Origin of the sequence: Collinsella sp. LCP19S3_C9, assembly GCF_052121575.1 — a bacterium.
In the GTDB taxonomy this organism is placed as follows: Bacteria; Actinomycetota; Coriobacteriia; order Coriobacteriales; family Coriobacteriaceae; genus Collinsella.
This window is the reverse complement of sequence record NZ_JBQKDZ010000013.1, coordinates 1-22,559: the sequence shown is the minus strand read 5'-3', so window position 1 is coordinate 22,559 and position 22,559 is coordinate 1. Positions and strand designations below refer to the sequence as shown.

Sequence of the window (22,559 nt, the reverse complement as noted above, 5' to 3'; positions counted from 1 at the left end):
GCCTCCTTTCAAAAGCGAATCTCTCAACGCGGCGGGCAGTGGCTTGCTGCATGACTGCTTCAATGTTTGCCCAGATAAAACCTGCCAAAATAAACCTGTCCCTTTTTGGCAGGTTAGATGGCGAATTCGGCGAAGTTGCGGTCGGCGCCTGCGGTGCCGGTGTCGTCTGTTGCGGCTGCTGGCGCGTCACCGCCGACGCTTTGCAGCAGCTCGGCCACGTTGGCGTTGGGGTTTTGGCATAGGATGTCGAGCAGCTCGATAAAGTCACGAATGACTTCGCGCGGCGTCAGATGCGTGTCGGCTCCCACGCGACCGAACTCAATCTTGAGGAAGTCCACCAGGTCGCTCTCGGTAAGCGTGGGCGTCCAGCCAAAGTAGCCGGCGTGAATTTGCATGAGTTTTTCGATCAGCACCAGCAACTCTTCGTAGGTGAGTGGCTGCAGACGGATGATGGGCGCGAGCATGTCCTTAAGGTCCTCGCGTGCAAAGCGGCCCTGAGCGAGTCGGCTGCGCAGGGCCTCGTAGGAGAACACGCCGCGGCGGCGGTCTTCGATGGAGGTTGGCGTGCCGCCCATGATCATGCCCAGGTACTGCGCCTTGCCCTGGAGCGTGTCGTTGTACATGGTCAGGATCTTCTCGTAGTTGTATTGGCGCGTGATCGCGTTGGGAATCTTATACAGATTCACGAGTTCGTCGATGAGCACCAGCATGCCCTTGTAGCCGCTGCAGACCAAAAAGCGCGCAATGAGTTTAACGTAGTCGTACCAGTCGTCATCGCTGATGATGGTCGAGGAACCCAGTTCGGCGCGAGCCTCGCTCTTGGTGCGGTATTCGCCGCGGATCCATTTGGTTACGCGGCTCATGGCCTCTTCATCGCCCTCGGATACGGCCGTGCGGTAGCGGCGGAGCATGCGGGCGAAGTCGAAGCCGTGGACCATCTCCTCGAGCGGGGCCAGTTGGGCATTGACGACCGACTCGTCGACGTCGGCACACGAGGCGACCCAGCGATCCAGAATAAGGTTGACCGCACCGCCCTCGGGGCGCGTCTTGGTCGATATGTTGCGGATGAGCTCACGGTAGGTGGCAAGGCCCTGCCCCTGACCGCCCTGCAGGCGGCGCTCGGGCGACAGGTCGGCATCGGCGACGACGAACCCCTCGCCCATGGCGTGCGTGCGGATGGTCTGGAGCAAAAAGCTCTTGCCTGCGCCGTAGCGACCGACCAGAAACCGGAAGCTCGCGCCACCGTCGGCGATGAGACTCAAATCGGTGAGCAGGGCGCGGATCTCGACCTCGCGCCCTACGGTGATATAGGGAAGGCCGATGCGCGGGACCACACCGCCCTTGAGTGAGTTGAGAATGACGGCAGCGACGCGCTTGGGCACGCGGGGTGCTGCGGATGCGGTATCACTCATGGTCTAGGTATCCTCTCACGTCTGCTTCGTAATCCTCGATAATTTGCGGTCCTGCCGCGCCGAACTCGATAACGGTGTCTCCCACCAGGTCAAAGAGCGTCTCGTTGATGCTGTCGACGAGCATATCCTCGCTCTGGCCCGACCTCTCCACTGCCGATGTCGCTTGCGCTGTGTTTTGCTCGAGGAGCGCGCGAAGAAAGGCATCTTCGGCGGGCGCGAGTTTGTTCGTAGCTTCGGCAGACGCGGGCGTTACGGGTGCGGGCGCAGACACGAGGAGCGGTGCCATGACGCCAAACTCTTCGGCGGAGACAGTCGGCTCGTCGGGTTCGTCTTGCTGAATGGTCATCTCGCCAGGTTCGGCAGTCATGCCGGGCGCAGGCTCGCGGCCCGGCTGCTCGATAAGCGTTGCCTCGGCTTCCACGGGCGTGCCGTCCTCGCGCTCCTCATCAATCAAAAGCGCTTCACGCGTTTGCGCGGCGGCGCTCCGAATGTGCCCCAGCTGGCTCAAATCGATATCGATCTTGACGGGCTGGTGTGCGGCATCCCACGAAAGCCATGCCACGATCTCGTCATCGATGATTTTGGCCAGATATTTGGGGACCTTCTCCTCCTTCAGGGGGTGGGCGGGGGCTAGGGCCAGGCGCAGACGTTGGTCGCAGGCGCGCATCATCTCACCAAGCTTGCTGCTCTTTTGCCTGCTGCCGTGAATTCGCATGCATTCCCAAAAACCGTTTTGGCAGCGGTAGATATGAATGGGGTCAAGACGGTATTCGCAGTCCTCGTGGCGCTCGGGCGCAAAGAACACGGCCGAGGCAAACATGGTATAGGGCATGGCCGTCTCCTCCCCAAACAAGCTCGCCACGATACCGGTCTTTCGATGCGTGTCATAGTAGCGCGCCATGCGGACGTACACGGCACATGCCACGTGGCGTAGGTCGCGATGGTGGCTGCGATCGAGTCTTGAGTTATCGAGGTTATACGTGGAGAGGGCGTTGATAGCGGCCATGAGTCGCTCCTCGCCCGCCTCGTCGGGCGGGAGGGGGAGCGTAGGCTCGGAGGTCTTGCGACGCGCAGGCGCCAGGTCCGACGGCGTCGGTGCAGGTGCAAGGTCTCGAGCCGCGCGCCGCAGCTCGATAAGGGCGTTATCGAACATGACGGTTTTAGAGTCGCGAAGCAGTTTGGGGTCGAGCCCGTGGAAAACGGCGTAATCTTGCAACCACACGCGTGCAAACCGGTCGATGCCGGGCTCGAAGGCACGATAGGCGTTCCAAAAGGCCTTGATCTTGCTAAAGCCATCGAGTGGGTCATCTACGCCAATGCCGCAGATCAGCTCATAGAGATACAGGAAGGCAAAGGACGTAGACGTTTCCTCGACAGTTCCGCGGCGCACTTGGGCACGCCAGGTAAAGTAGCCGCGCAACTGTCGATCGCTCATGGCATTGTAGGTGGGAAAGTACGACTTAAAGGTGCCGTTGTAGGGACAATCGTCCTCGAAGTCGGCCATCAGCAGGCCTTGGCGGTAAAAGAGCTCCGCCTCCGATAGCCAACGTCCCGCGCCGCCTTTGGGATCATCTTGCCAGCGCGATATCTCGCGCATCTTGCGGTACTGGTCGGGGAGGAAGTTCTGCATCTGTCGACCGGTCTTGAGAATCGGCTCGTCAGCATAGATTTCGTTTGAGAAGTGGGCGGACTGATGGGTCCGGGCCTCGGCCATAATGCGCTCGATGAGCATCTTGACGTCCTGGTCGGCCACCGCTTCTCCTCTCCTAACGCAGCTTCGGTGACCTCATATCATAGCACAGCATCAAACAGGTGTTCGAGAAACCGCTACGTAGATAGATTTAGAACAAGAGGGCGTAGATGACCGCCACGACGACGGAGGGGAGCATGTTGGCCGTGCGGAAGGTCTGAGGTCGAATAAGGTTAACCCCAACACAGAAGATGAGCATAGAGCCCACAAGCGAAAGGCTGTCGAGGGCTGCGGTGGTCATGATGGGGGAGAGTGCGCCGGCAAAAAGCGTGATCGTGCCCTGGAATACGGCAACGGGCAGGGCCGAGAAGATGCAGCCGCGGCCAAGCGAGGCCGTCATGGTGCAGACGATGATGCAGTCCAGCGCGCCCTTCAGGGCAAGCGTGGACCAGTCGCCGAGCAGACCGTCCTGAATCGATCCTACGATGGCCATGGCACCGATACACACGGTGAGCGATGCTGAGACAAAGGCGTTGGTAAACTCGTTGTCGCCTTCGCTGCCGGTTTTGCGCTTGAGCCATTCGCCGAGGTTCTCGATGGCGGCCTCCAGGTTGATGGCCTCGCCGATGAGCGAACCGAGGGCAAATGAGACGATAAGCATGGTGGTGCCGGTGGTCGCCAACGCCTCTCCATCGATAACGAGCATCTTTTGCATGGTGCCGCCCAGGCCGATAAACAGAACACACAACCCCGACGCCTTCATGAGCGTGTCTTGGATGCGAGGCGTAATGAAGCGCCCGCCCATAAGGCCAAGCAGACCGCCCGCGATCAAAAGCGCGACGTTGATGATCGTTCCTAAACCCGGCATGAACCCTCCTGTAATTGATGCCAACGCGGCAATCGTAGCAGAACGGGGAGGGGCGCTCAGTATCCGAGCCAAGCGACGGTTAGCGGTCTAGGACAGGATGGGGCTAAAGTCGAAGCGCAGCGTCATGAGGTGCTGTGGGGATTCGATGGCTGCGGCAATGATGTCGGCATCTCGTGCGCGATCGAACCCTTCAAGTTCCATTTGATAGGGGACGTCTTCTTGGATACCGATGCGACGAGGAACCAAAAGCTTGGTTCCGTCGAATTCTTCGGTTCGCGTTCCGTCTGCTGCAACGGAATAAAGGTGTAACTTGGCGGTCGTTGTGGCATCAAGTGCCGAGATAGCTTGGATATCGTTCGATGCGCTCTTTGCTCCCACTGCTGTAAGTGCCGTAGGCGCGACGACTTCGCCCGAAGGCAAAAAGACGAGCTCGACGGTGTTGGGGAATGCGATGAGGATATTTTTGCGGCGGGGCGCATTGGCAGCGACTGGCTCAATGCTTGCAGCATCGACGGTTTCCGTGTGGTCGAGCGCGACCATCATGCAACAGTTGCCTTCGTCGACACTTGGGGGAGCGGCAAAGTCCAGGCCGTCTTTCGGTTGGGAATCGCCTAGTTCGGTGGCGCTGCCGCTTGGCTTCTCGAGAGGAACCGCAGCGTTGTCTTCTGATGATGCATCGTCAACATGTGCCGGTGCGTCTGCGACCTCGTCTTTGGGGGATTTGTCATTATCGCTCGATATAGGAGCGGCAATCTCGACGGACCCCACTCCGTGCCATGTCATTTGGAGCAGCGCCGGATCGGCGAGAATGCGCTGCACGCCCGGCTCCTGGGCATCGATATTGATGGGGGCGGGTTCTGATCCGCGCGTGAGGTTAAGCGAGCCCTTCTGCCTGGTGCTTTGAGCCTTTTGGTCGTCCGCGTCGCCAGCGTAGAACAGCAAAGGCGCATCTCCCGTTGCGATGGCTTCGGTGTCCGCCTTGGTCAGCCGCAGCGACGCCGTAAAGGAGATGATGGGCTGCGCGCCATCGGCATTCGAGGGAACGCAGCCCAGGCATACACCCCCTTCTTCTTCATGGGCCGCGCTGTCGAAGACGACCTTTGCCCCGTTCGCCGAGTCATCGACCGAGGCAATATCGATGCGCAGCTCTAAGTCGCATGGGTCGCCATCGGCGTCGACTGCAGCCGATTTCCATGTGCAGATGGCGCAACCTGTCTGGGGGCCGTTCTCCTTGTCCGGTCGCTTGATATCCACGACTATCGAGTCGACCGCATTGCGGTGAAGGCATCCCGAGGTTCGGACCGTGGCATGTGCGAGCGAAAAACGTTGGCAGGCGACGATACCCGACGAATTCGCCGCGGGGTTCAGAGCTTGCGGTAAGGAGCTTGCCGTGGCGGGCGTCGCCCAAGCGGCGAGAGGCGTACCGCTCGCCAGTGCGCTGCAGAGCGCGGCAACGGGCAAAAGGTTTTTGGGTGCCATGGTTCTCCTATCTATTCCGCGTACTCCGGTCGTGCTTGGCTATTGGTTGCGTTTGATGTGCAGGCCAAGGCACGTCAGTCCTGCTCCCACCGTGGCGACGCCTACCGCAATGAGTTGCCGGGTGTCGCTCGTCTGGACGAGCGGCTCGTGACGGCTGCCGCGATTAAGGCCCGAAAGATCGACGGTCACTTCTGTGGCCGCTTGCGCTTGCTCTTGTTGAGCAAAGGCCATTGCGGGTGCGGACGCCAAGATGCCGACGATGGCGGCCAGTGCAATCGCCTTAGGACGTGGCGTGCGCACCGGGCTCGACCGTCCAGGTGATGCTTGCCACTTGATCTCCCGTACCGGTGGCGTGGTAGATGTCACGCGTGACGCGGGCGACGTGGCCACTCACATTGAGCCTAATTTTGTCCGTTCCGTCGGCAATGTCCTTGTACTTCATGTCGAAGCTTGCGTCTTGGGAAAGATCGAGGCCCGTAGTCTGAGTCGCCGAGCTGGCATCCTTTTCTGCCGTATCGGGGCCAACCTTAAAATCGATGGAGTTCTGGGCCGAGCCCGTCTTTGCGTCTGCAACGATTGTCCAGTCGTTCTTGGCCGTGACCTTCATGTTGGTGACGTGGATGCCATATGCCGAGAGGTTGTCGATGGTAATCGTATTGTCGGAGGGTCCTACAAGCGTTCCGTCGGCTTTGGCGGCAAAGGGGATGACCGTTGGCGCCTTAAACGAAACATTGCTAATGTCGGCCTTCACCGTCACATCGGTGGTTCCAACGCGCACCTCTGCCATGGCCGCCGTTGGCGCGGCGCCCATCGCAAGTGCGAGCGTAAGCCCTGCGCCCACGGCGAGTGCCCTGGCTCCGCTCAGGTTCATGGGTGTGTTCATAATCGATCCTTTCTGCTCGTCACGGACTGTTTCCGTGATGGTTGGACGAATGGGGACAGGGTGCTGCCCCTGCGAGCGCGTCGGCCACTAGCCTTCTGCCTGTGCCACCCGCACTTTGACGCGCGTCGGATTGCCGTGGGTGTCGTAGGTCTTGGCATCGAGTGCCTGAATCTCGATATATGCCTCGCCTTCTTGGATATCGCCGGCGGGGCAGGTCTCAACCGTCTTGCCGGCTTCGACCACACCGGACTCATAGATGGTCTCGTCGTTTTGAATCACGCGGAAGCGCTGGGGAAACTTGTTGTCTTGGACGTTTTGCACGTTGACGCGCAACTTGCCGCCTTCCTGCAACTGTGCGACCGGCGCGACCGAGATCGTCATCATGTTGTCGCGGACGATGGCGTCGAGCTCATCCTGGATTTCTTGGCGCGATTTACCTTCTGCCGTCGTGACTGAGGCGCCCGCTTCGGGCACGGGCTGCGACTGCCAGGCGTATAGCCCTACGGCGATGAGGGCGCAGACGACAGCCAGGCAGACAACGACGAGTTTCTTGCGACGCCCCAGTCCTGCAAGGCGGGGCGGCTTCTTCGCACTCATGCGGCGTCCTTGGTGGTGTAGACACGTGCGAACGTGGACGGGTCCGCTCCAAAGAGCATGTGAAGCATCAGGCGGCGCGAGTAGATGAGCTCGTCGAAGTCGTGAGGGAGCTCGATGTTGTGGATACGCGCGATGTGGTGGGCGAGCGCCGAGAACGACTCGGGGTCGCAGATCACATCGGTGGTGACGTGGTAGACCTCCGTACCTGGAAATGCATCTTCGTCGAAAGGCAAGAGATAGGGGTCGTCATCGACTTCGATGGCGAAACCGTATTGGGGCCAGTAATATGCCATGGAAACCTCCCTGCTCTGGGGCCAAAACTCCTATTGGTTTGGCTGTCGATGCCGACCGTATCAGCCGCAACTTGCCCAATAACTAACCAATTGCTTGACGAGCCGATATCCCCGCAGGTAAAAGCATGTGAAAAAAATCTCAACTATTTTTGACTGATAAATGCACATGTTGTGGCTGCGCGGCAACGTGTGGCAAAAGCATCGCTTGTCTCGAAAATTCCGCCGTTCGCCGAATTGCGCGAACGTTAAAAACGTCAATTATGGAGACGGTCTCGAACATGTCGGTGAAACGATGCGGTAACATTTCCCTGCAAACACTGTAGTTAGCTAAAGGGGGAGTTCGCGTGTCTGCAACCATCAAACCCTTCACCGACGAGTTCGAAGAGTATGGTCGCGATGAGTCTCGCACATCGGGCGAGGCCTCGAGCATCTCGTTTCCGACAACGGAGGACGAGGTCCGCGCCATTATGGAAAAGCTCCATGCCGAGCGTGTCCCGGTGACGGTTCAGGGCGCCCGGACCGGTCTTGCCGCCGGCGCCGTGCCTCATGGCGGTCACATTCTCAATACTTCCCGCATGAATCGCTACCTAGGCATTCGCCGCGATGAGCAGGGCCGCTTTCTTTTGCGCGTGGCGCCCGGCGTCGTGCTGTCTGAGCTGCGCAAGCAACTGGGCAAGAAAGTGCTGCCGACTGCCGGCTGGGACCAGGCATCGCTTGAGGCCTACGAGGAGTTCCAGGAAGCTCCCGAGCAATTCTTTCCTACCGATCCCACCGAGGCATCTGCCTGCCTGGGCGGTATGGCGGCATGCAACGCTTCCGGCGCCCGTAGCTACGCTTACGGCCCCATGCGCCCTCACGTCACGGGCCTTCATGTCGTGCTGACCGATGGCGACCTGCTCGAGCTTCACCGTGGCGAGGTTTTTGCACAGGGTCGTCGCCTTTCGCTCGTTACGGTGCAGGGCCGCACGCTCGAGCTCGACCTTCCCGACTACACCATGCCCAAGACCAAAAATGCTTCGGGCTATTTCGTTGCTGACGATATGGATGCCATCGATCTGTTTATCGGTGCGTGTGGAACACTCGGCGTCATCACCGAGCTCGAGATTGCCCTGCAGGCGGCGCCTACGGTCGTTTGGGGCGTGAGCTGCTTCTTTGACAGCGAAGACAAGGCCGTGTCCTTCACCGATTCTGTACGTCCCGTCCTGTCCCACGCGGCTGCCATCGAATATTTCGATGCGGGCGCCCTGGATATCCTGCGTCGTCAGCGTGAGCAGTCGACCGCGTTCGCCTCGCTGCCGGCGCTCGACAAAGACGCCAAGGTCTGTGTCTACGTGGAGCTCGACTGCGACGACGAAGCCCAGACGACTGAGGAGCTGTATCACTTGGGGTGGGTACTGGAGCTTGCGGGCGGCAGCGACGATGCGACATGGGTCGCGCGCACCGAGGTCGATCGCGAGTGTCAGCGATTCTTCCGCCATGCGGTGCCCGAGAGCGTCAACATGCTCATCGACGAGCGTCGCCGCACGGACCCCACCATTACCAAGCTGGGGTCGGATATGTCGGTGCCCAACGCACGTTTGGCCGATGTCATCGCCCTTTATCGCCGCACGTTGGCCGAAAGTGGGCTTGAATCTGCCGCCTGGGGGCACATCGGTAACAACCATCTGCATGTGAACATTCTGCCGCGCGATGCGCAGGATTACCGCCGCGGCGGAGAGCTCTTTGCCCAGTGGGCTTCCGAGGTCACGGCCATGGGCGGCGCCGTCTCCGCCGAACACGGCGTCGGCAAGATCAAGGCGGGCTTCTTGGAGACGATGTACGGTCACGAGGCCATGGTCGAGTCGGCGCGGCTCAAGCTCCAGCTCGATCCTGCCGGGCAGTTGGGCCGCGGTAACCTGTTTTCGGAGAAGCTCTTGGATGAGCTCGTCCAGAAAGGGGGCGCGTGAAGATGAGCGATTTCCATATGGTGGTGTGCGTCAAGGCGGTGCCGGGCAGCACCGAGGTCAAGATGGACCCCAAGACCAATACCATCGTGCGCGATGGCAAGCAGGCGGTCATTAATCCCTTTGACGCGAGCGCTTTGGAATGCGCGCTGGCGCTGAAGGACGACTTTATCGGCTTTGGCATGGACGTGCGCGTAACGGTGGTGTCGATGGGCATCCCCGCGACTGAATCGCTATTGCGCGACTGCATCGCCCGAGGCGCCGATGACGCACTGCTGCTAACCGATCGCGCCTTTGCAGGTGCCGATACCCTGGCAACCACCTATGCCCTCAAGTGCGGCATTGAGGCGCTCGACGAGGACTTCGACCTGCTCATCTGCGGCAAGATGGCGGTGGACGGCGATACGGCCCAGATTGGTCCCGAGCTTGCCGGTGCCTTCGAGATTCCCTGCGTGACCGACGTGAGCTGCGTGCAGAGCGCGGGCTTTACGACCTGTGGTTCACTGGCGCTTGTTCACGGCTGCGATGCCGGCGAGGAGACGGTCTATCTTGAGATGCCGTGCGCGATGACGACTGCCAAGGAGATTGGCCAACTGCGTATGCCGAGTATCGCCGGTATTCGTGCGGCCGAGGAGGCGGACGTGCGCGTGGTCAACGCTGCCGACGTGAACGCCGACCCCGCGCGCTGCGGTCTTGCCGGCTCGCCGACACAGGTCGTGCGATCGTTTGTGCCCGACCGCAACCAAACGTGCGAGGCCGTTGACGGAACGGCGTCCGAGCAGGCGGCGAAACTTGCCAAGATTATCGAGGGGATGGCATAGATGAGCGGACTGATTATCGATAGCGAAGCCTGTATCGGCTGTGGTCGCTGCGTTCGCGCCTGTGCCTCAGGCGGCATCGTAGTGGAAGGCGAGCGGCCCAACCGTTGCGCCCGCGTAACCGACGGCTGCATCCTATGCGGCGGGTGCGTCGACGCTTGCCCCATCAATGCCATTTCGATCGAGCGCGACGAGGCCGCCGGCGCGGTTGACCTCGATGCATATCGAGACATTTGGGTATTCGCGCAGACCGACGAGCACGATACGGTGGCTCCCGTTGCCTTCGAGCTCATGGGCAAGGGCCGCGAGCTTGCGGATGCACGCGGCTGTCGCCTGGTGGCGCTGGTCGGCATGGGCCCCGAGGGTTCTCTCGGTGACCTGGAGCATCTGGTTTGCGCCGGTGCAGACGAGGTCCTGATCTGTCGCGACGAGCGTCTGCGCCAGAACGATGTGGAGGTCTACGCTCGCCTCATCTGCGATTTGGTGGCAGAGCGCAAGCCCGAGGCCATTCTGTACGGAGCGACCGCCTTTGGCCGCGAACTGGCACCCGGCGTTGCCGTGCGTTTGCAGACGGGCCTTACGGCTGACTGTACCGTGCTTTCGATGGATACGGAGACGGGGCTGCTGCAACAGACGCGTCCGGCGTTTGGCGGCAACCTGATGGCCACCATCGTCTGCCCCAATCATCGTCCCCAGATGGCAACGGTGCGCCCCGGCATCTTTAAGGCGCCCGACTTTGACTACGGCCGCTCCGGCACGATCACCCAGATAGCACTTGCGGATGATGCTAAGGCTCGTGTCGAGATCTCGATTCCCGCCGAGGAGTGGGGACAGCAGGCTTCAATCGCCGATGCCGAGCGCCTGGTCGTGGTAGGTCGCGGCATTGGTTCCAAGAAAAACCTGCCGCTGATGCGAAGGCTCGCCGAGACTCTGGGAGCCGAGCTTGGCTGCACGCGACCCGTCGTGGAGGCCGGCTGGTTGGAGTATCGCCATCAGATTGGCCAGACGGGCGTATCGGTTTCGCCCAAGATGCTTGTGAGTATCGGTGTTTCGGGCGCCATCCAGCATCTTGCCGGCATCGGTGGGGCGGAATGCATTATCGCCATCAACGAGGACCCGGATGCCCCCATCTTTGGTGCTGCCCAGTACAAGGTTGTCGGTGATGCCGTCGAGGTCGTCGAGGAGCTGCTAGCCCAGCTTGAGCGCTAGGCGCGCGCCAGCCAGTCGCGCATCTCTTCCCTAAGACGGCTCCAGGCTGCCTGTGTGGCGGGGTCGGTAAAGGGCTGCGTAATACCAAAGGGCGCGTCGAGCAGGCGGTAGATATCGCCCTGCTCGCGCGCCAGCGCGCGGCTCGCCGGATAGACGAGCTCAAACATAAAGCAGATGAGTCCTACCAGGTAGTCCGCGGGCTCGTCGCGTTCATCACGTGCGACGCAGCGGTGCTCGTCAAAGGCGGCCAACGTCGGCGCCGAGAAGTGGCTGGCGAGAAATGCGTCCTCATCCACCTTGAGGATGGTGTCGACGGTGCTGTCGGCGATGGTGCGCATAATGTCGATTTTGTCGCCATCGCGCACGATATCGCAGAAGCACCGTGTACGCTCGTCGAGTTGTGCCGGCAGGCGAAAGTCACTGTGATAGGCGATGCTCGCGCGGATGAGCTCGTCTTCTGCCGGGCTGTCGATAAAGTCGCGGATACTTGTTGCCGCGGGCGCGTCTGCAGGGTTTTTGCCAAAGAGGACCTCGAGGCCCAACTTCGCATGGCTCATGCTCTCGGCATCCCTAAACGTGTCCCAGCGTCGCAGCTGCTCAAAGCGGCCCATATCGTGCAACAGCCCACAAAGCCACGCCAGGTCAATGTCCTGCGGTGCCCAGTCCTGCTTGCGTGCCACGGCATCGCATGCCTCGGCAACGTGGTACGTATGCTCGATTTTGAGCGCGATACGCGGATTGGCGGCATCGTAGGCATCGGTGTAGGTCCTGAAGGCCGCGATTGCCCCCGTTCGATCGATAGCTGTCATAATGACTTCCTAAAAAGCTGTGTCTTTCTGTGTCTTTCGATCCGGTGGCAATTGTAGGTGAACTCGGTTGCCGCCGGGCGATGATTCTGCCATGTCGTCGAATGCGGCTCGGAAAGCTTGTCGGGACGAGGAACGCCATGGTGCTCAAAATCGTTAAAACCGTCTGGCCGGTGATGCTTCCCAATGTTGCGATAGGTGCGCCGTTGTCGATATTCCCACCGCTATTGCGGGTTTTGTCTGCACATCGCTCTTTATTTGCCTGCTCTTTTCGCAGCGGCTGTCGGCGTCGTTGCGGTGGCAATCAAGACAAAGTCGATGTTGTGGTGCTGCGTCTCGGGTATCGGGCTCTATATCGTTTTGAGCCTCGTATAGGAGTGGGGTGCGTTTAGCGTCCGGGCCCCACGAATCGGATTTCTCACCGAGCCGGTCTGCTTCTTCTGGTACCATGGTCAAACTTTACTGTAGCAAAGCATGACGTGGGCTTTTGTCCTGCGTCGGCGGAAATGGGGGTTTCATGGCACAGGAAGCGATCGCCAACGAGCAAAAGAAATTCAAAGTACCGCGCATTCCGGGTGACATCATGATCTACCCGATGATCGTCGGCCTTTTGCTCAATACCTTCTGCCCGCAGGTCTTCGAGATCGGCGGCTTCTTTACCGCCGCCTGCCGCGGCGGTTCCAATACCATCGTCGCCGCGATCCTGTTGTTCGTGGGTGCCGGCATCAGCTTTAAGTCCACGCCGGGTGCCATCAAGACCGGCATCGTCGTACTGATTCCTAAGCTTGTGGTGGCAGCCGTGCTGGGCTTGAGCGTTGCGTATTTCTTTAATGACAACTTTTTGGGCCTGAGCTCGGTTTCCATCATCGGCGGCATTACGTTTTGCAACATGGCGCTCTACACGGGCATCATGGGCGAGTTTGGCGACGAGTCCGAGCAGGGCGCCGTGGGCATCCCGTTCTTCACGGCGGGCCCTGCGGTTACCATGATCATTCTTGGTGTCTCTGGTCTTGCCAACATTCCCGTTGGCACCATCATCGGTTCCATCCTGCCGCTCGTGATTGGCATGGTTTTGGGCAACCTCTTCCCGTTCATCAAGAACCTGCTGGTTCCCGGCACCAATCCTGCGATCGCCGTCATCGGATTTCAGCTCGGTGCGTCTATGAGCCTGTCGAGCTTTATCACCGGCGGCATTTCCGGCATCTTGCTGGGCCTTGTCACGTTGTTTGTCGTCGGTCCCATCACCTTTGCGTTCGAGCGCCTGTGCGGCGGTAACGGCAAAGCCGCCGTGGCTTGTTCCACCATCGCCGGCACGGCTATGACCACGCCGGTTGCTCTTGCCGAGGTCGCGCCGCGCTATGCCGATCTTGCGCCCACCGCATACGCTCAGATCGCCACCGCCGTCATCATCACGGCAATCATGGCTCCGATTCTGACCGGTTGGGTCGATAAGAAGTTCTGCCAGGGCAAGGAAGACCTGTCGCCCGCCGGTGTCGAGGCCATCGAGGAAGCCGTCGCGGCCGACATCGATGGCGAGTAGCCATCGGCGCCCATCAATGATGCTGGCGTGCAACTCGCGCCGTGAGAGCGCCCGGGCGCTCTGGTATTATTCCCTCATTCCCCTCTGGATTGGGGGAGTTATGGTGATGCGTGCGGCTCGGAGAAGCGCTGTCGGTTTGATGATGGGGAGATGGGCCTGGTGGTTAAGGCGCTCAAGATTGAGATATTCCTGCTAAGCATGATTGTTCTTATCGGGCTTGCCGTGCGGAGCCGTCGCTCCTTGTTCTCGAGCACCCAGCAGCTATTGTTTAGCATGCTTGGCTACACCTCTGCCGCGTACATATTCTTCGATATGATCTGGGTGCTATTGGATGGTGTGGACGGCACGTTGGGCATTGCTGTCAACTGGATTTCCAACGCGGTTTCGTTTTCGCTCTTTGCCATCGTGTGTCTCATTTGGTTTATCTATTCCGAGACGGTGCAGGGTTCTCGCCTTTTGGCCTCGCGCTATAGGGTGGTGCTTGTAGCGTCGCCTACGGTTCTGGTGGTCGTGCTGGCGTTTACCAGTTACTGGACGCACGCCCTGTTCTATATCGATTCGCAGGGCGTGTATAGTCGCGGCTCTGCTTATATGATCCAGCCCATTGTCAGCTACTGTTACGTTATACATACGTCCCTACATGCGTTTGTGCAGTCTCGCAGGGTCGAGAGCCTGCAGACGAAGACCATCTATCGAACCTTGGCATTTTTCGCCATTCCGGCCCTGGTGTGCGGTACCTTTCAGGTTGTATACTCGTTGCCCGGTCTTTGTGTCGGCATAATGATTAGCATATTGCTGCTCTACATTGTCTTCCAGGAGCAGCTCATCTCGACCGACCCGTTGACTGGCCTCAACAATCGCAACCGTTTTGAGACCTATATACTGTCGCTCTTCTCAAATGTGGATCAGGCCGAAGACGTTTATCTGCTTGTGATGGACGCCGACGGCTTTAAGCAGATTAACGACCGCTATGGACATGTGGAGGGCGACCATGCTCTTCAGGTCATATCCGCTGCGCTCAAAGAAGTCTGCTCGGCGTCTGGTAGCTTTATCGCGCGTTATGGCGGCGATGAGTTCGTGGTGCTTCAAAAGGCGATAGCGGAGCAGGATATCTTGCATCTGTGCGCGGCAATCAACGACGAGCTCGCGCGCGCCGAGGTTCCGTATCTGTTGCGGATGTCCATCGGCTACGCACGGGTTGGTGATGGCGTCGATACCTGGCAAGACTTGCTCCGTGCTGCCGACGCGGAGCTCTACCGCGTAAAGCGCGAGAAGAAGAAAGTCGGCGTCCAGATACGCTAAAAAAGGGGGGCGCACGACCGTTGCGATGGTCGTGCGCCCCTTCTGCGCTTTCGGGGACTAGTATCGGCTGTCGAAGATGCGCCTCGTCTTTTTCTCGGAGCGCGGCAGCTCACCAGGCGCGGCGTGGCATCGCCATGGTTTTCGATGGGGTTAAACGCGTCTGCGGCCTTGCCGCTGGAGTAGGCGTCTGCAATCTGCGGCAGGCGCTCGTTAACCTCGCCATGGGCGGCAAACGAACGGCGCGGGAAGATAACCCATTTGGGATCCTTCTCAAAGGTGCCAGCGGGATGTGCGACGGTATGCTCGGGTACCTCCAAATAGGTTGAGGCGTGACATACGCGGGTGGTGGGGCGCACGATAACGGGCGTATGGTAGCGCTCCGAGATTTCAAATGCCTCTTGCATCATCGCGTAACCCTGCTCCAGATTTTGCGGATCGAGCACGGGGATCTTCGCAAATGCGGCAAAGCGGCGCGTATCCTGCTCGGTTTGAGAGGAGATGGGGCCGGGATCATCGGCAACAAACAGCACCAGACCGCCCTTGATGCCCACGTAGTTGAGGCTCATGAGCGGGTCGGAGGCAACGTTTAGTCCAACTTGTTTGCAGGTAAAAAGGCAGCGCGCTCCTGCATACGATGCACCTGCCAGCACCTCGAGCGCGGCTTTTTCGTTGGTCGACCACTCGACGTGGACACCCTCGGCACTACCTTGGGCCTTGAGTTTGGCAACTGTCTCGACAAGTTCCGTCGACGGCGTGCCCGGGTAGCCGGCGACCACGCGAACGCCCGCCGCAAGCGCGGCATACGCAAAGGCCTGGTTTCCCATAACCAGTTTCTTATGCATCTGCATCCCCTCGATGTCGCCGGCGCGTTACGGCAAGGCGGCGTTTGCCGCCGCGACTCGGTACGAAATCAACGAGATACAGTGTGCTCCATTAAGCTAAAGTGAGAGCTGCCCTTTTCAAAACGGGGTGGTTTGTTAGGCCTTTTTAGGTTTGTTGACAATGATGATGCCACTGCAGACCAAGAGCAGGGCCACAATTACGGTAACGGGGCTCGTGCCAGCGCCCTCTCCGAGCAACAACGCGCTCAACAGCACGCCAAAGACCGGGTTCATAAAGCCAAAGACCGAAACGCGGCTAACGGGGTTGACGGCGAGTAGGCGGGACCACAGCGAGTACGCGACGGCGGAAATGAGCGCCATATAAATGATGAGCGCGATGGCGGGGGCGATTTCGGTGGGGAATAGCGCGCCGCCCATCAAAAACCCGATGGCGGTAAGGACCAAACCGCCGACCAAAAACTGCCAGCCGGCGAGCAAGACGCCGTCATGCTCGCGCGAGAAGATGCCAATGAGGCAGGTCGACAGGGCGCCCGCAATAGTGGAAGCCAATATAAATCCCTCGCCGTCGAGTGTAAAGCCAAAGGTGCCGTCCGCACCCGAAAGGTTGACGAATGCGACGCCGGCAAAGCCCAGTACGCAGCCGAGTACCTTGGTCGCATCGAGCTTTTCGGTGCGAAACGCCAGAGCGGCAAAGAGGATGGCGAGGAAGTTGGCGCTGGCCTCGATGATGGAACTCGACATGGCGCTGGCGCGCGAGAGTCCCAGGTAGAAAAAGAAGTACTGCCCGATAGTCTGGAAGAGCGACAAGATGCAGATGGGCTTAATGTCGCGAGCCTGTGGAACGAGTGGGCAGCGCTGGGCCGCGCTCATCCCAACGATAACCAGGGCGCCGGCAAGCGTGAAGCGCAAGCCCGCAAAGAGCAGCTGCGAGGCGCTATCGTGCGCGGGGATGCCAAAGAGCTCATAGCCGATCTTGATGCAGGGGAAAGCCGACCCCCAGAGTGCGCAGCAGACGAGGCAGCCCAGGATGAGTCCGGGCAGGGTGGCGAGATACGGCTTGCGGCTTTCCATGATGTCCTTCCTGTATGCGCGAAGTAAAAAAGAACCCGCCACCGGGTGTGCCGGTGGCGGGTGTTGTTACCCGAGGGGATTGTACCCGATGGGAACGTATTTAAGCGAAGTAGGCTACGCCGCTCTCAAAGATCGGCATGAACTTATCGCCGGGGACATGCTCGGGCACGTTGCGGTACAGGTTGTCGCCGCGACGCTCGGCATGGCCCATCTTGCCCAGGACGCGGCCGTCGGGGCTCGTGATGCCCTCGATGGCGAGCGCGGAGCCGTTGGGGTTGACGGAGAGATCCATGCTGGGCTTGCCATCCTCGCCCACGTACTGCGTGGCGACCTGGCCGTTGGCGATCAGCTGGGCGAGCACTTCATCGTTGGCGACAAAGCGGCCCTCGCCGTGGCTGATGGCGACGGTGTAGGGGTCGTCCAGACTGCACTGCGACAGCCACGGGGACAGGTTGGACGAGATGCGGGTGCGCACCAGACGGCTCTGATGGCGACCGATGGTGTTGAAGGTCAGCGTGGGCGCATCGGGCGTGGCGTCGACGATGTCGCCGTAGGGCACCAGGCCGAGCTTGATCAGGGCCTGGAAGCCGTTGCAGATGCCCAGCATCAGGCCGTCGCGGGCCTTGAGCAGGTCGCGGACTGCCTCGGTGACCTCGGGAGCGCGGAAGAACGCCGTGATGAACTTGGCGGAGCCGTCGGGCTCGTCGCCGCCCGAGAAGCCGCCGGGAATCATGACGATCTGGCTTGCACGGATGCGGCGGGCGAGCTCGTGGGTGCTCTCGGCGACGGCCTCGGGCGTGAGGTTGTTGATCACGAAGGTGTCGGCCTCGGCGCCGGCGGCGCGGAAGGCGCGGGCGCTATCGTACTCGCAGTTGTTGCCGGGGAACACAGGGATGATCACGCGCGGGCGGGCGATCTTGGCGCCGCCGTACACGTGGATATCCTTGGCGCGGAAGTCGATGGCCTCGACCTCGGGGGTCTCGCCGGCGCTGCGGTAGGCGAAGACGCCTTCGATACCGCTCTCCCAGGCCTCCTGGAGCTCGGCGAGCTCGATGACTTCGGAGCCGGTGTCGATGACATAGCCCTCGACGGTGGTACCCAGGGGCTCGACGACAACGCCGTCGGCGACCTCGGGCAGCTCGGCGTCCTCGGCGAGCTCGACGATAAAGCTGCCGTAGAGCGGGGTGAAGAGGCTCTCCACGTCCACATCTTCGGCAAGCTCGATACCGATCTGGTTGCCGACGCACATCTTAAAGAGGCTCTCGGCGCCGCAGCCGTAGCCGGGCGTGGAGACGGCCAGGGCGTCGCCGGTAGCGGTGAGCGCCTCGACGGCGTCAAACGCGGCGAGCAGCTGCTGGGCATCGGGGCGGTAGTCCTCGCCATAGGTGGCGGGGGCGATGCGAACGACGCGGTGCGTGAGGCCCTTAAACTCGGGGGAGACGGCGCGGGCGGCACGGCCCACGGCGACAGCGAAGCTGATCAGGGTCGGCGGAACGTTGAGCTCGCCGGCCTCGTCCTCAAACGAGCCGCTCATGGAATCCTTGCCGCCGATGGCGCCGGCACCCAGGTCGACCTGGGCCATAAGGGCGCCCAGGACGGCTGCCATGGGCTTGCCCCAACGTTCGGGCTCGGTGCGCAGGCGCTCAAAGTACTCCTGGAAGGAGAGGTAGGCGCGCTTGTGCTCAAAGCCGGCGGCAACGAGCTTGGCGATGGACTCGACCACGGACAGGTAGGCGCCTGCAAACTGGTCGGCCTCCATCAGGTAGGGGTTGAAGCCCCATGCCATAGCGCTCGCCGTGGTGGTCTCGCCGTCCACGGGGAACTTGGCGACCATGGCAGAGCTCGGGGTGAGCTGCGTCTTGCCGCCAAAGGGCATGAGCACGGTAGCGGCACCGATGGTGGAGTCGAAGCGCTCGGAAAGGCCCTTGTTGGAGGCGACGTTGAGATCGGTGACAAGCGAGGTCATGCGCTCGGCAAGCGTGGTGCCGGCCCAGCTGGGTTGCCACACGCTACGGGCACACACGTGGGCGACCTGGTGCTTGGGTGCGCCGTTGGAGTTGAGGAACTCGCGGGACAGATCGACGATGGCGACGCCGTTCCAGGCCATACGCATGCGCGGTTCGGCGGTAACCTCGGCGATGACGGTCGCCTCCAGGTTCTCCTCGGCGGCATAACCCATGAACTCCTCGACGTCACCGTCGGCGACGGCGCAGGCCATGCGCTCCTGGGACTCGGAGATAGCGAGCTCGGTTCCGTCCAGGCCGTCGTACTTCTTGGTCACGGTGTCCAGGTCGACATACAGGCCGTCGGCAAGCTCGCCCACGGCGACCGAGACGCCGCCGGCGCCAAAGTCGTTGCAGCGCTTGATCAGGCGGCAGGCGTCGCCGCGGCGGAACAGACGCTGCAGCTTGCGCTCGACCGGGGCGTTGCCCTTCTGGACCTCGGCACCCGAGGTTTCGATGGAATCGGTGTTCTGGGTCTTGGAGGAGCCGGTGGCACCGCCGATGCCGTCACGGCCGGTGCGGCCGCCCAGCAGGATGATCTTGTCGGTGGGGGCGGGGCACTCGCGACGCACGTGGTTTGCCGGGGTGGCGCCCACGACGGCGCCGACCTCCATGCGCTTGGCCACGTAGCCGGGGTGATAGAGTTCGTTGACCTGACCGGTGGCAAGGCCGATCTGGTTGCCGTAGCTGGAGTAGCCGGCGGCAGCGGTGGTCACGAGCTTGCGCTGCGGCAGCTTGCCCTCGAGCGTCTCGGAGACCGGGACGGTGGGGTCGCCGGCGCCGGTGACGCGCATGGCCTGGTACACATAGCTGCGGCCAGAGAGCGGGTCGCGGATGGCGCCGCCCACGCAGGTGGCGGCACCGCCGAAGGGCTCGATCTCGGTCGGGTGGTTGTGGGTCTCGTTCTTAAACAGGAACAGCCAGTCCTGGTCCTCGCCGTCGACATCGACCTTCACCTTGACGGTGCAGGCGTTGATCTCCTCGGACTCGTCGACATCGGTCATGACGCCGGTCTTCTTAAGGTACTTGGCACCGATGGTGCCCATGTCCATGAGGCAGACGGGCTTGGCGTCGCGACCGAGCTCGTGGCGCATCTCCATATAGCGGTCGAAGGCCTGCTGTACCACGGCGTCATCGATTGTCACGTCGTCCAGGACGGTACCGAAGGTGGTGTGGCGGCAGTGGTCGGACCAATAGGTGTCGATCACGCGGATCTCGGTGATGGTGGGGTCGCGGTCCTCATCGCGGAAGTACTGCTGGCAGAAGGCGATGTCCGCCTCGTCCATGGCAAGGCCGCGCTCGGAGATAAAGGCGGCAAGGCCGGCCTCGTCGAGTTCGCGGAAGCCGTCGAGCACCTCGACGGGCTGGGGCTCGGGGGTTTCCATGTACAGCGTCTCGGGTAGGTCGAGCGAGGCGATGCGGGCCTCGACGGGATTCACCACGTAGTGCTTGATGGCCTCGATGGCGGCTTCGTCCAGAGCGCCCGAGATCATATAGACCTTGGCGGAGCGCACGGCGGGGCGCTCGCCCTGGCTGATGAGCTGCACGCACTCGCTGGCGGAGTCGGCGCGCTGGTCAAACTGGCCAGGCAGGAATTCGACGGCAAAGACGGCGCCATCGCTTGCGGGGAGTTCGTCGTAGGTCACATCGACCTGGGGCTCGCTAAAGACGGTCGGCACGCAGGAGCGGAAAAGCTCCTCGTCGATGCCCTCGACGTCGTAGCGGTTGATGATCCTCAGGGCCTCGATGCCCTTGATGCCGAGAATTTCGGTCAGCTCGCCCTTGAGCTGCTGAGCCTCGACGTCGAACCCGGGTTTCTTCTCCACGTAAATACGAGAGACCATTGGTTCCTGCCTTCCTGATCGGTTGGGCGTACGGTGCGGTATGCGGCAGCGGTCGGTTTGCGGGACAAGCCTCGCGGTCGCCTTGAGCCACATGTTTGTAAACGTCACTATGATACGACAGCTCATGGCGTATTGAGGACGGCGAGGGTGCTACAGTGAAGCGCAAACAAGAGAAAGGCATCACATGGCATTCGTTTCGCTCGCCATCATCGCGCTTGTGGCTTTCGCAAGCCCCTTTATCGCATCGGCGATTCCCGGAAAGCCCGTTCCCGAGACGGTTTTTTTGCTCGTGTTCGGCGCGGTGCTGGGACCTCACATGCTCGGCGTCATCCATGTAGATGCCGAGGTCTCGCTTGTGTCCGAGCTCGGTCTGGCCTTTTTGTTCCTGCTTGCCGGCTTTGAGATCGACCCCAAGAACATCACGGGCGTCGAGGGACGCTACGGTATGGCGACGTGGGTCGTCACGTTTGGCATCGCCTGGCTTGCCGTGCGCTTTACCCCGTGGTTCTCGGTCAGCCATTTCGACGGTATCGCCGTGACGCTGGCGCTCACTTCGACGGCGCTCGGCACGCTCGTGCCCATCATGCGTGAGCGTTCGCTGACCGGCACGCGCGTGGGCGACTCCATCCTTGCCTATGGCACGTGGGGAGAGCTCGGTCCCGTGCTTGCCATGTCGGTGCTGCTCTCCGCTCGTACTGGTATCCAGACGCTCGTGATCCTTGGCTTGTTTGCACTGGTCTGTGTGCTGTTGGCCGTGGTTCCGAGCCGCTCCAAGCGCGTCGGCAGCCGCTTCTTTGCGTTTGTCGAGGAACGGGCCGACACGACGTCGCAGACATTCGTGCGCCTGACGGTGCTCATTCTGGTCACACTCGTGGCATTTTCCGCCATCTTTGACCTCGACATCGTGTTGGGCTCTTTTGCCGCCGGCTTTGTCCTGCGCTACATCATCCCCGAGGGCAACCATACGCTCGAGACCAAGCTCGATGGCCTGGCCTATGGCTTTTTGATTCCGGTGTTCTTTACCGTGTCGGGCGCAAAGATTGACCTGACGGCCGTGGCGTCGCGCCCGGGTCTGCTCGTGGGCTTTATCGCGGCGTTGCTGATCATTCGCGCCGTGCCGATCCTTGTCTCTATGAGCATTTGTCCCGCGACACGTGACGTTTCGGCGTATGGCCGCATTACCGTGGCTCTGTACTGCACTACGGCCCTGCCGATCATCGTTGCCGTGACGAGTGTGGCCGTCAACGCAGGCGCTCTGTCGCAAGACGTCGCCTCGGTTATGGTAGCCGCCGGTGCCATCACGGTGTTCTTGATGCCGCTGCTCGCGCAGCTCTTCTATCGCGTGGTCGATGCCGCGCCGGCCACTGCCGTGGCAGAGGTCGCCGAGCACCCTGCCGACGCACTCGATATCCTGCGCGCTCACCACGACCTAGCGAGCCTGCTCGCGCGCGAGCATGAGCTTTTGACCTCGCATGGCCATGGGCGTTCGCTCGACGGCATACCTACCCTTGATTCCATTGCTGACCGCCTCTCGATCGAGGCGGCGAGCGGCCACATCGATGCCCGCATCGTGGACGCCGCTCATTTGCTGGCTGAGAAGACCTATGGCGACGAGATCGACCCGTCCAAGCTGACTCCGCGTGAGCGCCGCCGCCTGGAGCGCGCCAAGCTCGCCGTGCGCGAATACCGCCGCCGCATGCTGGAGCTCTACGCACGCGATGAAGCCCAGGACGACGACGGCAAATAACGAGATGCTTCCCTAGGGGAAGCCGCGTCCCGCTTTAAAGACCCGAAACGGGACGCAGTTTCCGCATCGGCCCCCATCGGGAAGTCACATCCCAGAATGGACGGGGACTGCGGACAAAAAGTTGGACCGTTGAGGTCCGGAACGGAGTCCGCATGGCATACAGTAGGAGAATGGTGGAGAGGGCCAGGGCGCTTCGCGGCGCCGGGCTCACC

18 protein-coding genes are annotated in these 22,559 nt (G+C 61.1%); 6 read left to right on the top strand and 12 right to left on the bottom strand.

Translation table 11 applies throughout. From position 1 onward, the window contains the following. Positions 1–113 precede the first annotated feature (113 nt). From ACTQXI_RS07010 to ACTQXI_RS06975, 8 genes are all read right to left on the bottom strand, one after another. Complete coding sequence (locus tag ACTQXI_RS07010; protein ID WP_441048485.1) at positions 114–1,412, bottom strand: ATP-binding protein; 1,299 nt, start codon at positions 1,410–1,412, stop codon at positions 114–116. After that, on the bottom strand, positions 1,405–3,165 hold the full coding sequence (locus ACTQXI_RS07005) for a TerB N-terminal domain-containing protein (RefSeq protein ID WP_441048484.1): 1,761 nt from the start codon (positions 3,163–3,165) through the stop codon (positions 1,405–1,407). The genes ACTQXI_RS07010 and ACTQXI_RS07005 overlap by 8 nt, the downstream gene beginning before the upstream one ends. A gap of 88 nt (positions 3,166–3,253) precedes the next feature. Then, entirely contained in the window at positions 3,254–3,970 is a 717-nt protein-coding gene (locus tag ACTQXI_RS07000) for a DUF554 domain-containing protein (protein WP_154517132.1), read from the bottom strand. 87 nt (positions 3,971–4,057) lie between these two features. Then, the gene (locus ACTQXI_RS06995; protein WP_441048483.1) at positions 4,058–5,449 is read right to left on the bottom strand and encodes a hypothetical protein; all 1,392 of its coding nucleotides are present in this window, start codon (positions 5,447–5,449) and stop codon (positions 4,058–4,060) included. 39 nt (positions 5,450–5,488) lie between these two features. Next, positions 5,489–5,680, bottom strand: coding sequence for a hypothetical protein (locus ACTQXI_RS06990; RefSeq protein WP_441547626.1), 192 nt, complete (start codon positions 5,678–5,680; stop codon positions 5,489–5,491). A 49-nt stretch (positions 5,681–5,729) separates the two neighbouring features. Next, positions 5,730–6,332 carry a hypothetical protein gene (locus ACTQXI_RS06985; protein ID WP_441048482.1) on the bottom strand — a complete coding sequence of 201 codons (603 nt, stop codon included), beginning with the start codon at positions 6,330–6,332 and terminating at the stop codon, positions 5,730–5,732. 87 nt (positions 6,333–6,419) lie between these two features. Continuing rightward, complete coding sequence (locus ACTQXI_RS06980; protein ID WP_427719604.1) at positions 6,420–6,929, bottom strand: hypothetical protein; 510 nt, start codon at positions 6,927–6,929, stop codon at positions 6,420–6,422. Beyond that, complete coding sequence (locus ACTQXI_RS06975; protein WP_154517147.1) at positions 6,926–7,222, bottom strand: hypothetical protein; 297 nt, start codon at positions 7,220–7,222, stop codon at positions 6,926–6,928. The genes ACTQXI_RS06980 and ACTQXI_RS06975 overlap by 4 nt, the downstream gene beginning before the upstream one ends. Before the next feature lie 344 nt (positions 7,223–7,566). Between ACTQXI_RS06975 and ACTQXI_RS06970 the strand changes: the two genes are divergently transcribed. From ACTQXI_RS06970 to ACTQXI_RS06960, 3 genes are read left to right on the top strand one after another with little or no spacing between them, the layout of a single operon-like run. After that, positions 7,567–9,168 (top strand): FAD-binding oxidoreductase, encoded by a 1,602-nt coding sequence (locus ACTQXI_RS06970; protein ID WP_441048481.1) that lies wholly within the window; start codon positions 7,567–7,569, stop codon positions 9,166–9,168. Between the two features lie 2 nt (positions 9,169–9,170). Then, a complete protein-coding gene (locus ACTQXI_RS06965) occupies positions 9,171–9,986 on the top strand; it encodes an electron transfer flavoprotein subunit beta/FixA family protein (RefSeq protein ID WP_441048480.1) in 816 nt (271 codons plus the stop codon). Beyond that, positions 9,987–11,192 carry an FAD-binding protein gene (locus ACTQXI_RS06960; RefSeq protein ID WP_441063729.1) on the top strand — a complete coding sequence of 402 codons (1,206 nt, stop codon included), beginning with the start codon at positions 9,987–9,989 and terminating at the stop codon, positions 11,190–11,192. It abuts the gene before it with no gap. Here the strand turns inward: ACTQXI_RS06960 and ACTQXI_RS06955 are convergent. Continuing rightward, positions 11,189–12,001, bottom strand: a complete 813-nt coding sequence (locus ACTQXI_RS06955) for an HD domain-containing protein (RefSeq protein ID WP_441048478.1) — start codon at positions 11,999–12,001, stop codon at positions 11,189–11,191. The genes ACTQXI_RS06960 and ACTQXI_RS06955 overlap by 4 nt on opposite strands. Positions 12,002–12,515: 514 nt before the next feature. On the opposite strand from ACTQXI_RS06955, the gene ACTQXI_RS06950 reads away from it, so the two are divergent. Both ACTQXI_RS06950 and ACTQXI_RS06945 read left to right on the top strand, forming a co-directional pair. Then, positions 12,516–13,538, top strand: coding sequence for a 2-keto-3-deoxygluconate permease (locus tag ACTQXI_RS06950; RefSeq protein ID WP_441048477.1), 1,023 nt, complete (start codon positions 12,516–12,518; stop codon positions 13,536–13,538). 198 nt (positions 13,539–13,736) lie between these two features. Then, positions 13,737–14,840, top strand: a complete 1,104-nt coding sequence (locus ACTQXI_RS06945; protein WP_441548448.1) for a diguanylate cyclase domain-containing protein — start codon at positions 13,737–13,739, stop codon at positions 14,838–14,840. Here the strand turns inward: ACTQXI_RS06945 and ACTQXI_RS06940 are convergent. The 3 genes from ACTQXI_RS06940 to ACTQXI_RS06930 form a co-directional block, all read right to left on the bottom strand. After that, positions 14,837–15,682, bottom strand: coding sequence for a hypothetical protein (locus ACTQXI_RS06940; protein ID WP_441048475.1), 846 nt, complete (start codon positions 15,680–15,682; stop codon positions 14,837–14,839). The genes ACTQXI_RS06945 and ACTQXI_RS06940 overlap by 4 nt on opposite strands. A gap of 135 nt (positions 15,683–15,817) precedes the next feature. Further along, positions 15,818–16,753, bottom strand: a complete 936-nt coding sequence (locus tag ACTQXI_RS06935) for a DMT family transporter (RefSeq protein WP_427728283.1) — start codon at positions 16,751–16,753, stop codon at positions 15,818–15,820. Positions 16,754–16,853: 100 nt separating this feature from the next. Then, entirely contained in the window at positions 16,854–20,600 is a 3,747-nt protein-coding gene (locus tag ACTQXI_RS06930) for a phosphoribosylformylglycinamidine synthase (protein ID WP_427747911.1), read from the bottom strand. 184 nt (positions 20,601–20,784) lie between these two features. Between ACTQXI_RS06930 and ACTQXI_RS06925 the strand changes: the two genes are divergently transcribed. Beyond that, complete coding sequence (locus ACTQXI_RS06925; protein WP_427719616.1) at positions 20,785–22,347, top strand: cation:proton antiporter domain-containing protein; 1,563 nt, start codon at positions 20,785–20,787, stop codon at positions 22,345–22,347. Positions 22,348–22,559: the final 212 nt, after the last annotated feature.

Bases quoted from the DNA above. Each gene is read 5' to 3' on its own strand.
- ACTQXI_RS07010 (WP_441048485.1), bottom strand. From the start codon at position 1,412: ATGAGTGATACCGCATCCGCAGCACCCCGCGTGCCCAAGCGCGTCGCT.
- ACTQXI_RS07000 (WP_154517132.1), bottom strand. From the start codon at position 3,970: ATGCCGGGTTTAGGAACGATCATCAACGTCGCGCTTTTGATCGCGGGC.
- ACTQXI_RS06995 (WP_441048483.1), bottom strand. From the start codon at position 5,449: ATGGCACCCAAAAACCTTTTGCCCGTTGCCGCGCTCTGCAGCGCACTG.
- ACTQXI_RS06990 (WP_441547626.1), bottom strand. From the start codon at position 5,680: ATGGCCTTTGCTCAACAAGAGCAAGCGCAAGCGGCCACAGAAGTGACC.
- ACTQXI_RS06985 (WP_441048482.1), bottom strand. From the start codon at position 6,332: ATGAACACACCCATGAACCTGAGCGGAGCCAGGGCACTCGCCGTGGGC.
- ACTQXI_RS06980 (WP_427719604.1), bottom strand. From the start codon at position 6,929: ATGAGTGCGAAGAAGCCGCCCCGCCTTGCAGGACTGGGGCGTCGCAAG.
- ACTQXI_RS06975 (WP_154517147.1), bottom strand. From the start codon at position 7,222: ATGGCATATTACTGGCCCCAATACGGTTTCGCCATCGAAGTCGATGAC.
- ACTQXI_RS06965 (WP_441048480.1), top strand. From the start codon at position 9,171: ATGAGCGATTTCCATATGGTGGTGTGCGTCAAGGCGGTGCCGGGCAGC.
- ACTQXI_RS06960 (WP_441063729.1), top strand. From the start codon at position 9,987: ATGAGCGGACTGATTATCGATAGCGAAGCCTGTATCGGCTGTGGTCGC.
- ACTQXI_RS06955 (WP_441048478.1), bottom strand. From the start codon at position 12,001: ATGACAGCTATCGATCGAACGGGGGCAATCGCGGCCTTCAGGACCTAC.
- ACTQXI_RS06950 (WP_441048477.1), top strand. From the start codon at position 12,516: ATGGCACAGGAAGCGATCGCCAACGAGCAAAAGAAATTCAAAGTACCG.
- ACTQXI_RS06945 (WP_441548448.1), top strand. From the start codon at position 13,737: ATGATTGTTCTTATCGGGCTTGCCGTGCGGAGCCGTCGCTCCTTGTTC.
- ACTQXI_RS06940 (WP_441048475.1), bottom strand. From the start codon at position 15,682: ATGCATAAGAAACTGGTTATGGGAAACCAGGCCTTTGCGTATGCCGCG.
- ACTQXI_RS06935 (WP_427728283.1), bottom strand. From the start codon at position 16,753: ATGGAAAGCCGCAAGCCGTATCTCGCCACCCTGCCCGGACTCATCCTG.
- ACTQXI_RS06930 (WP_427747911.1), bottom strand. From the start codon at position 20,600: ATGGTCTCTCGTATTTACGTGGAGAAGAAACCCGGGTTCGACGTCGAG.
- ACTQXI_RS06925 (WP_427719616.1), top strand. From the start codon at position 20,785: ATGGCATTCGTTTCGCTCGCCATCATCGCGCTTGTGGCTTTCGCAAGC.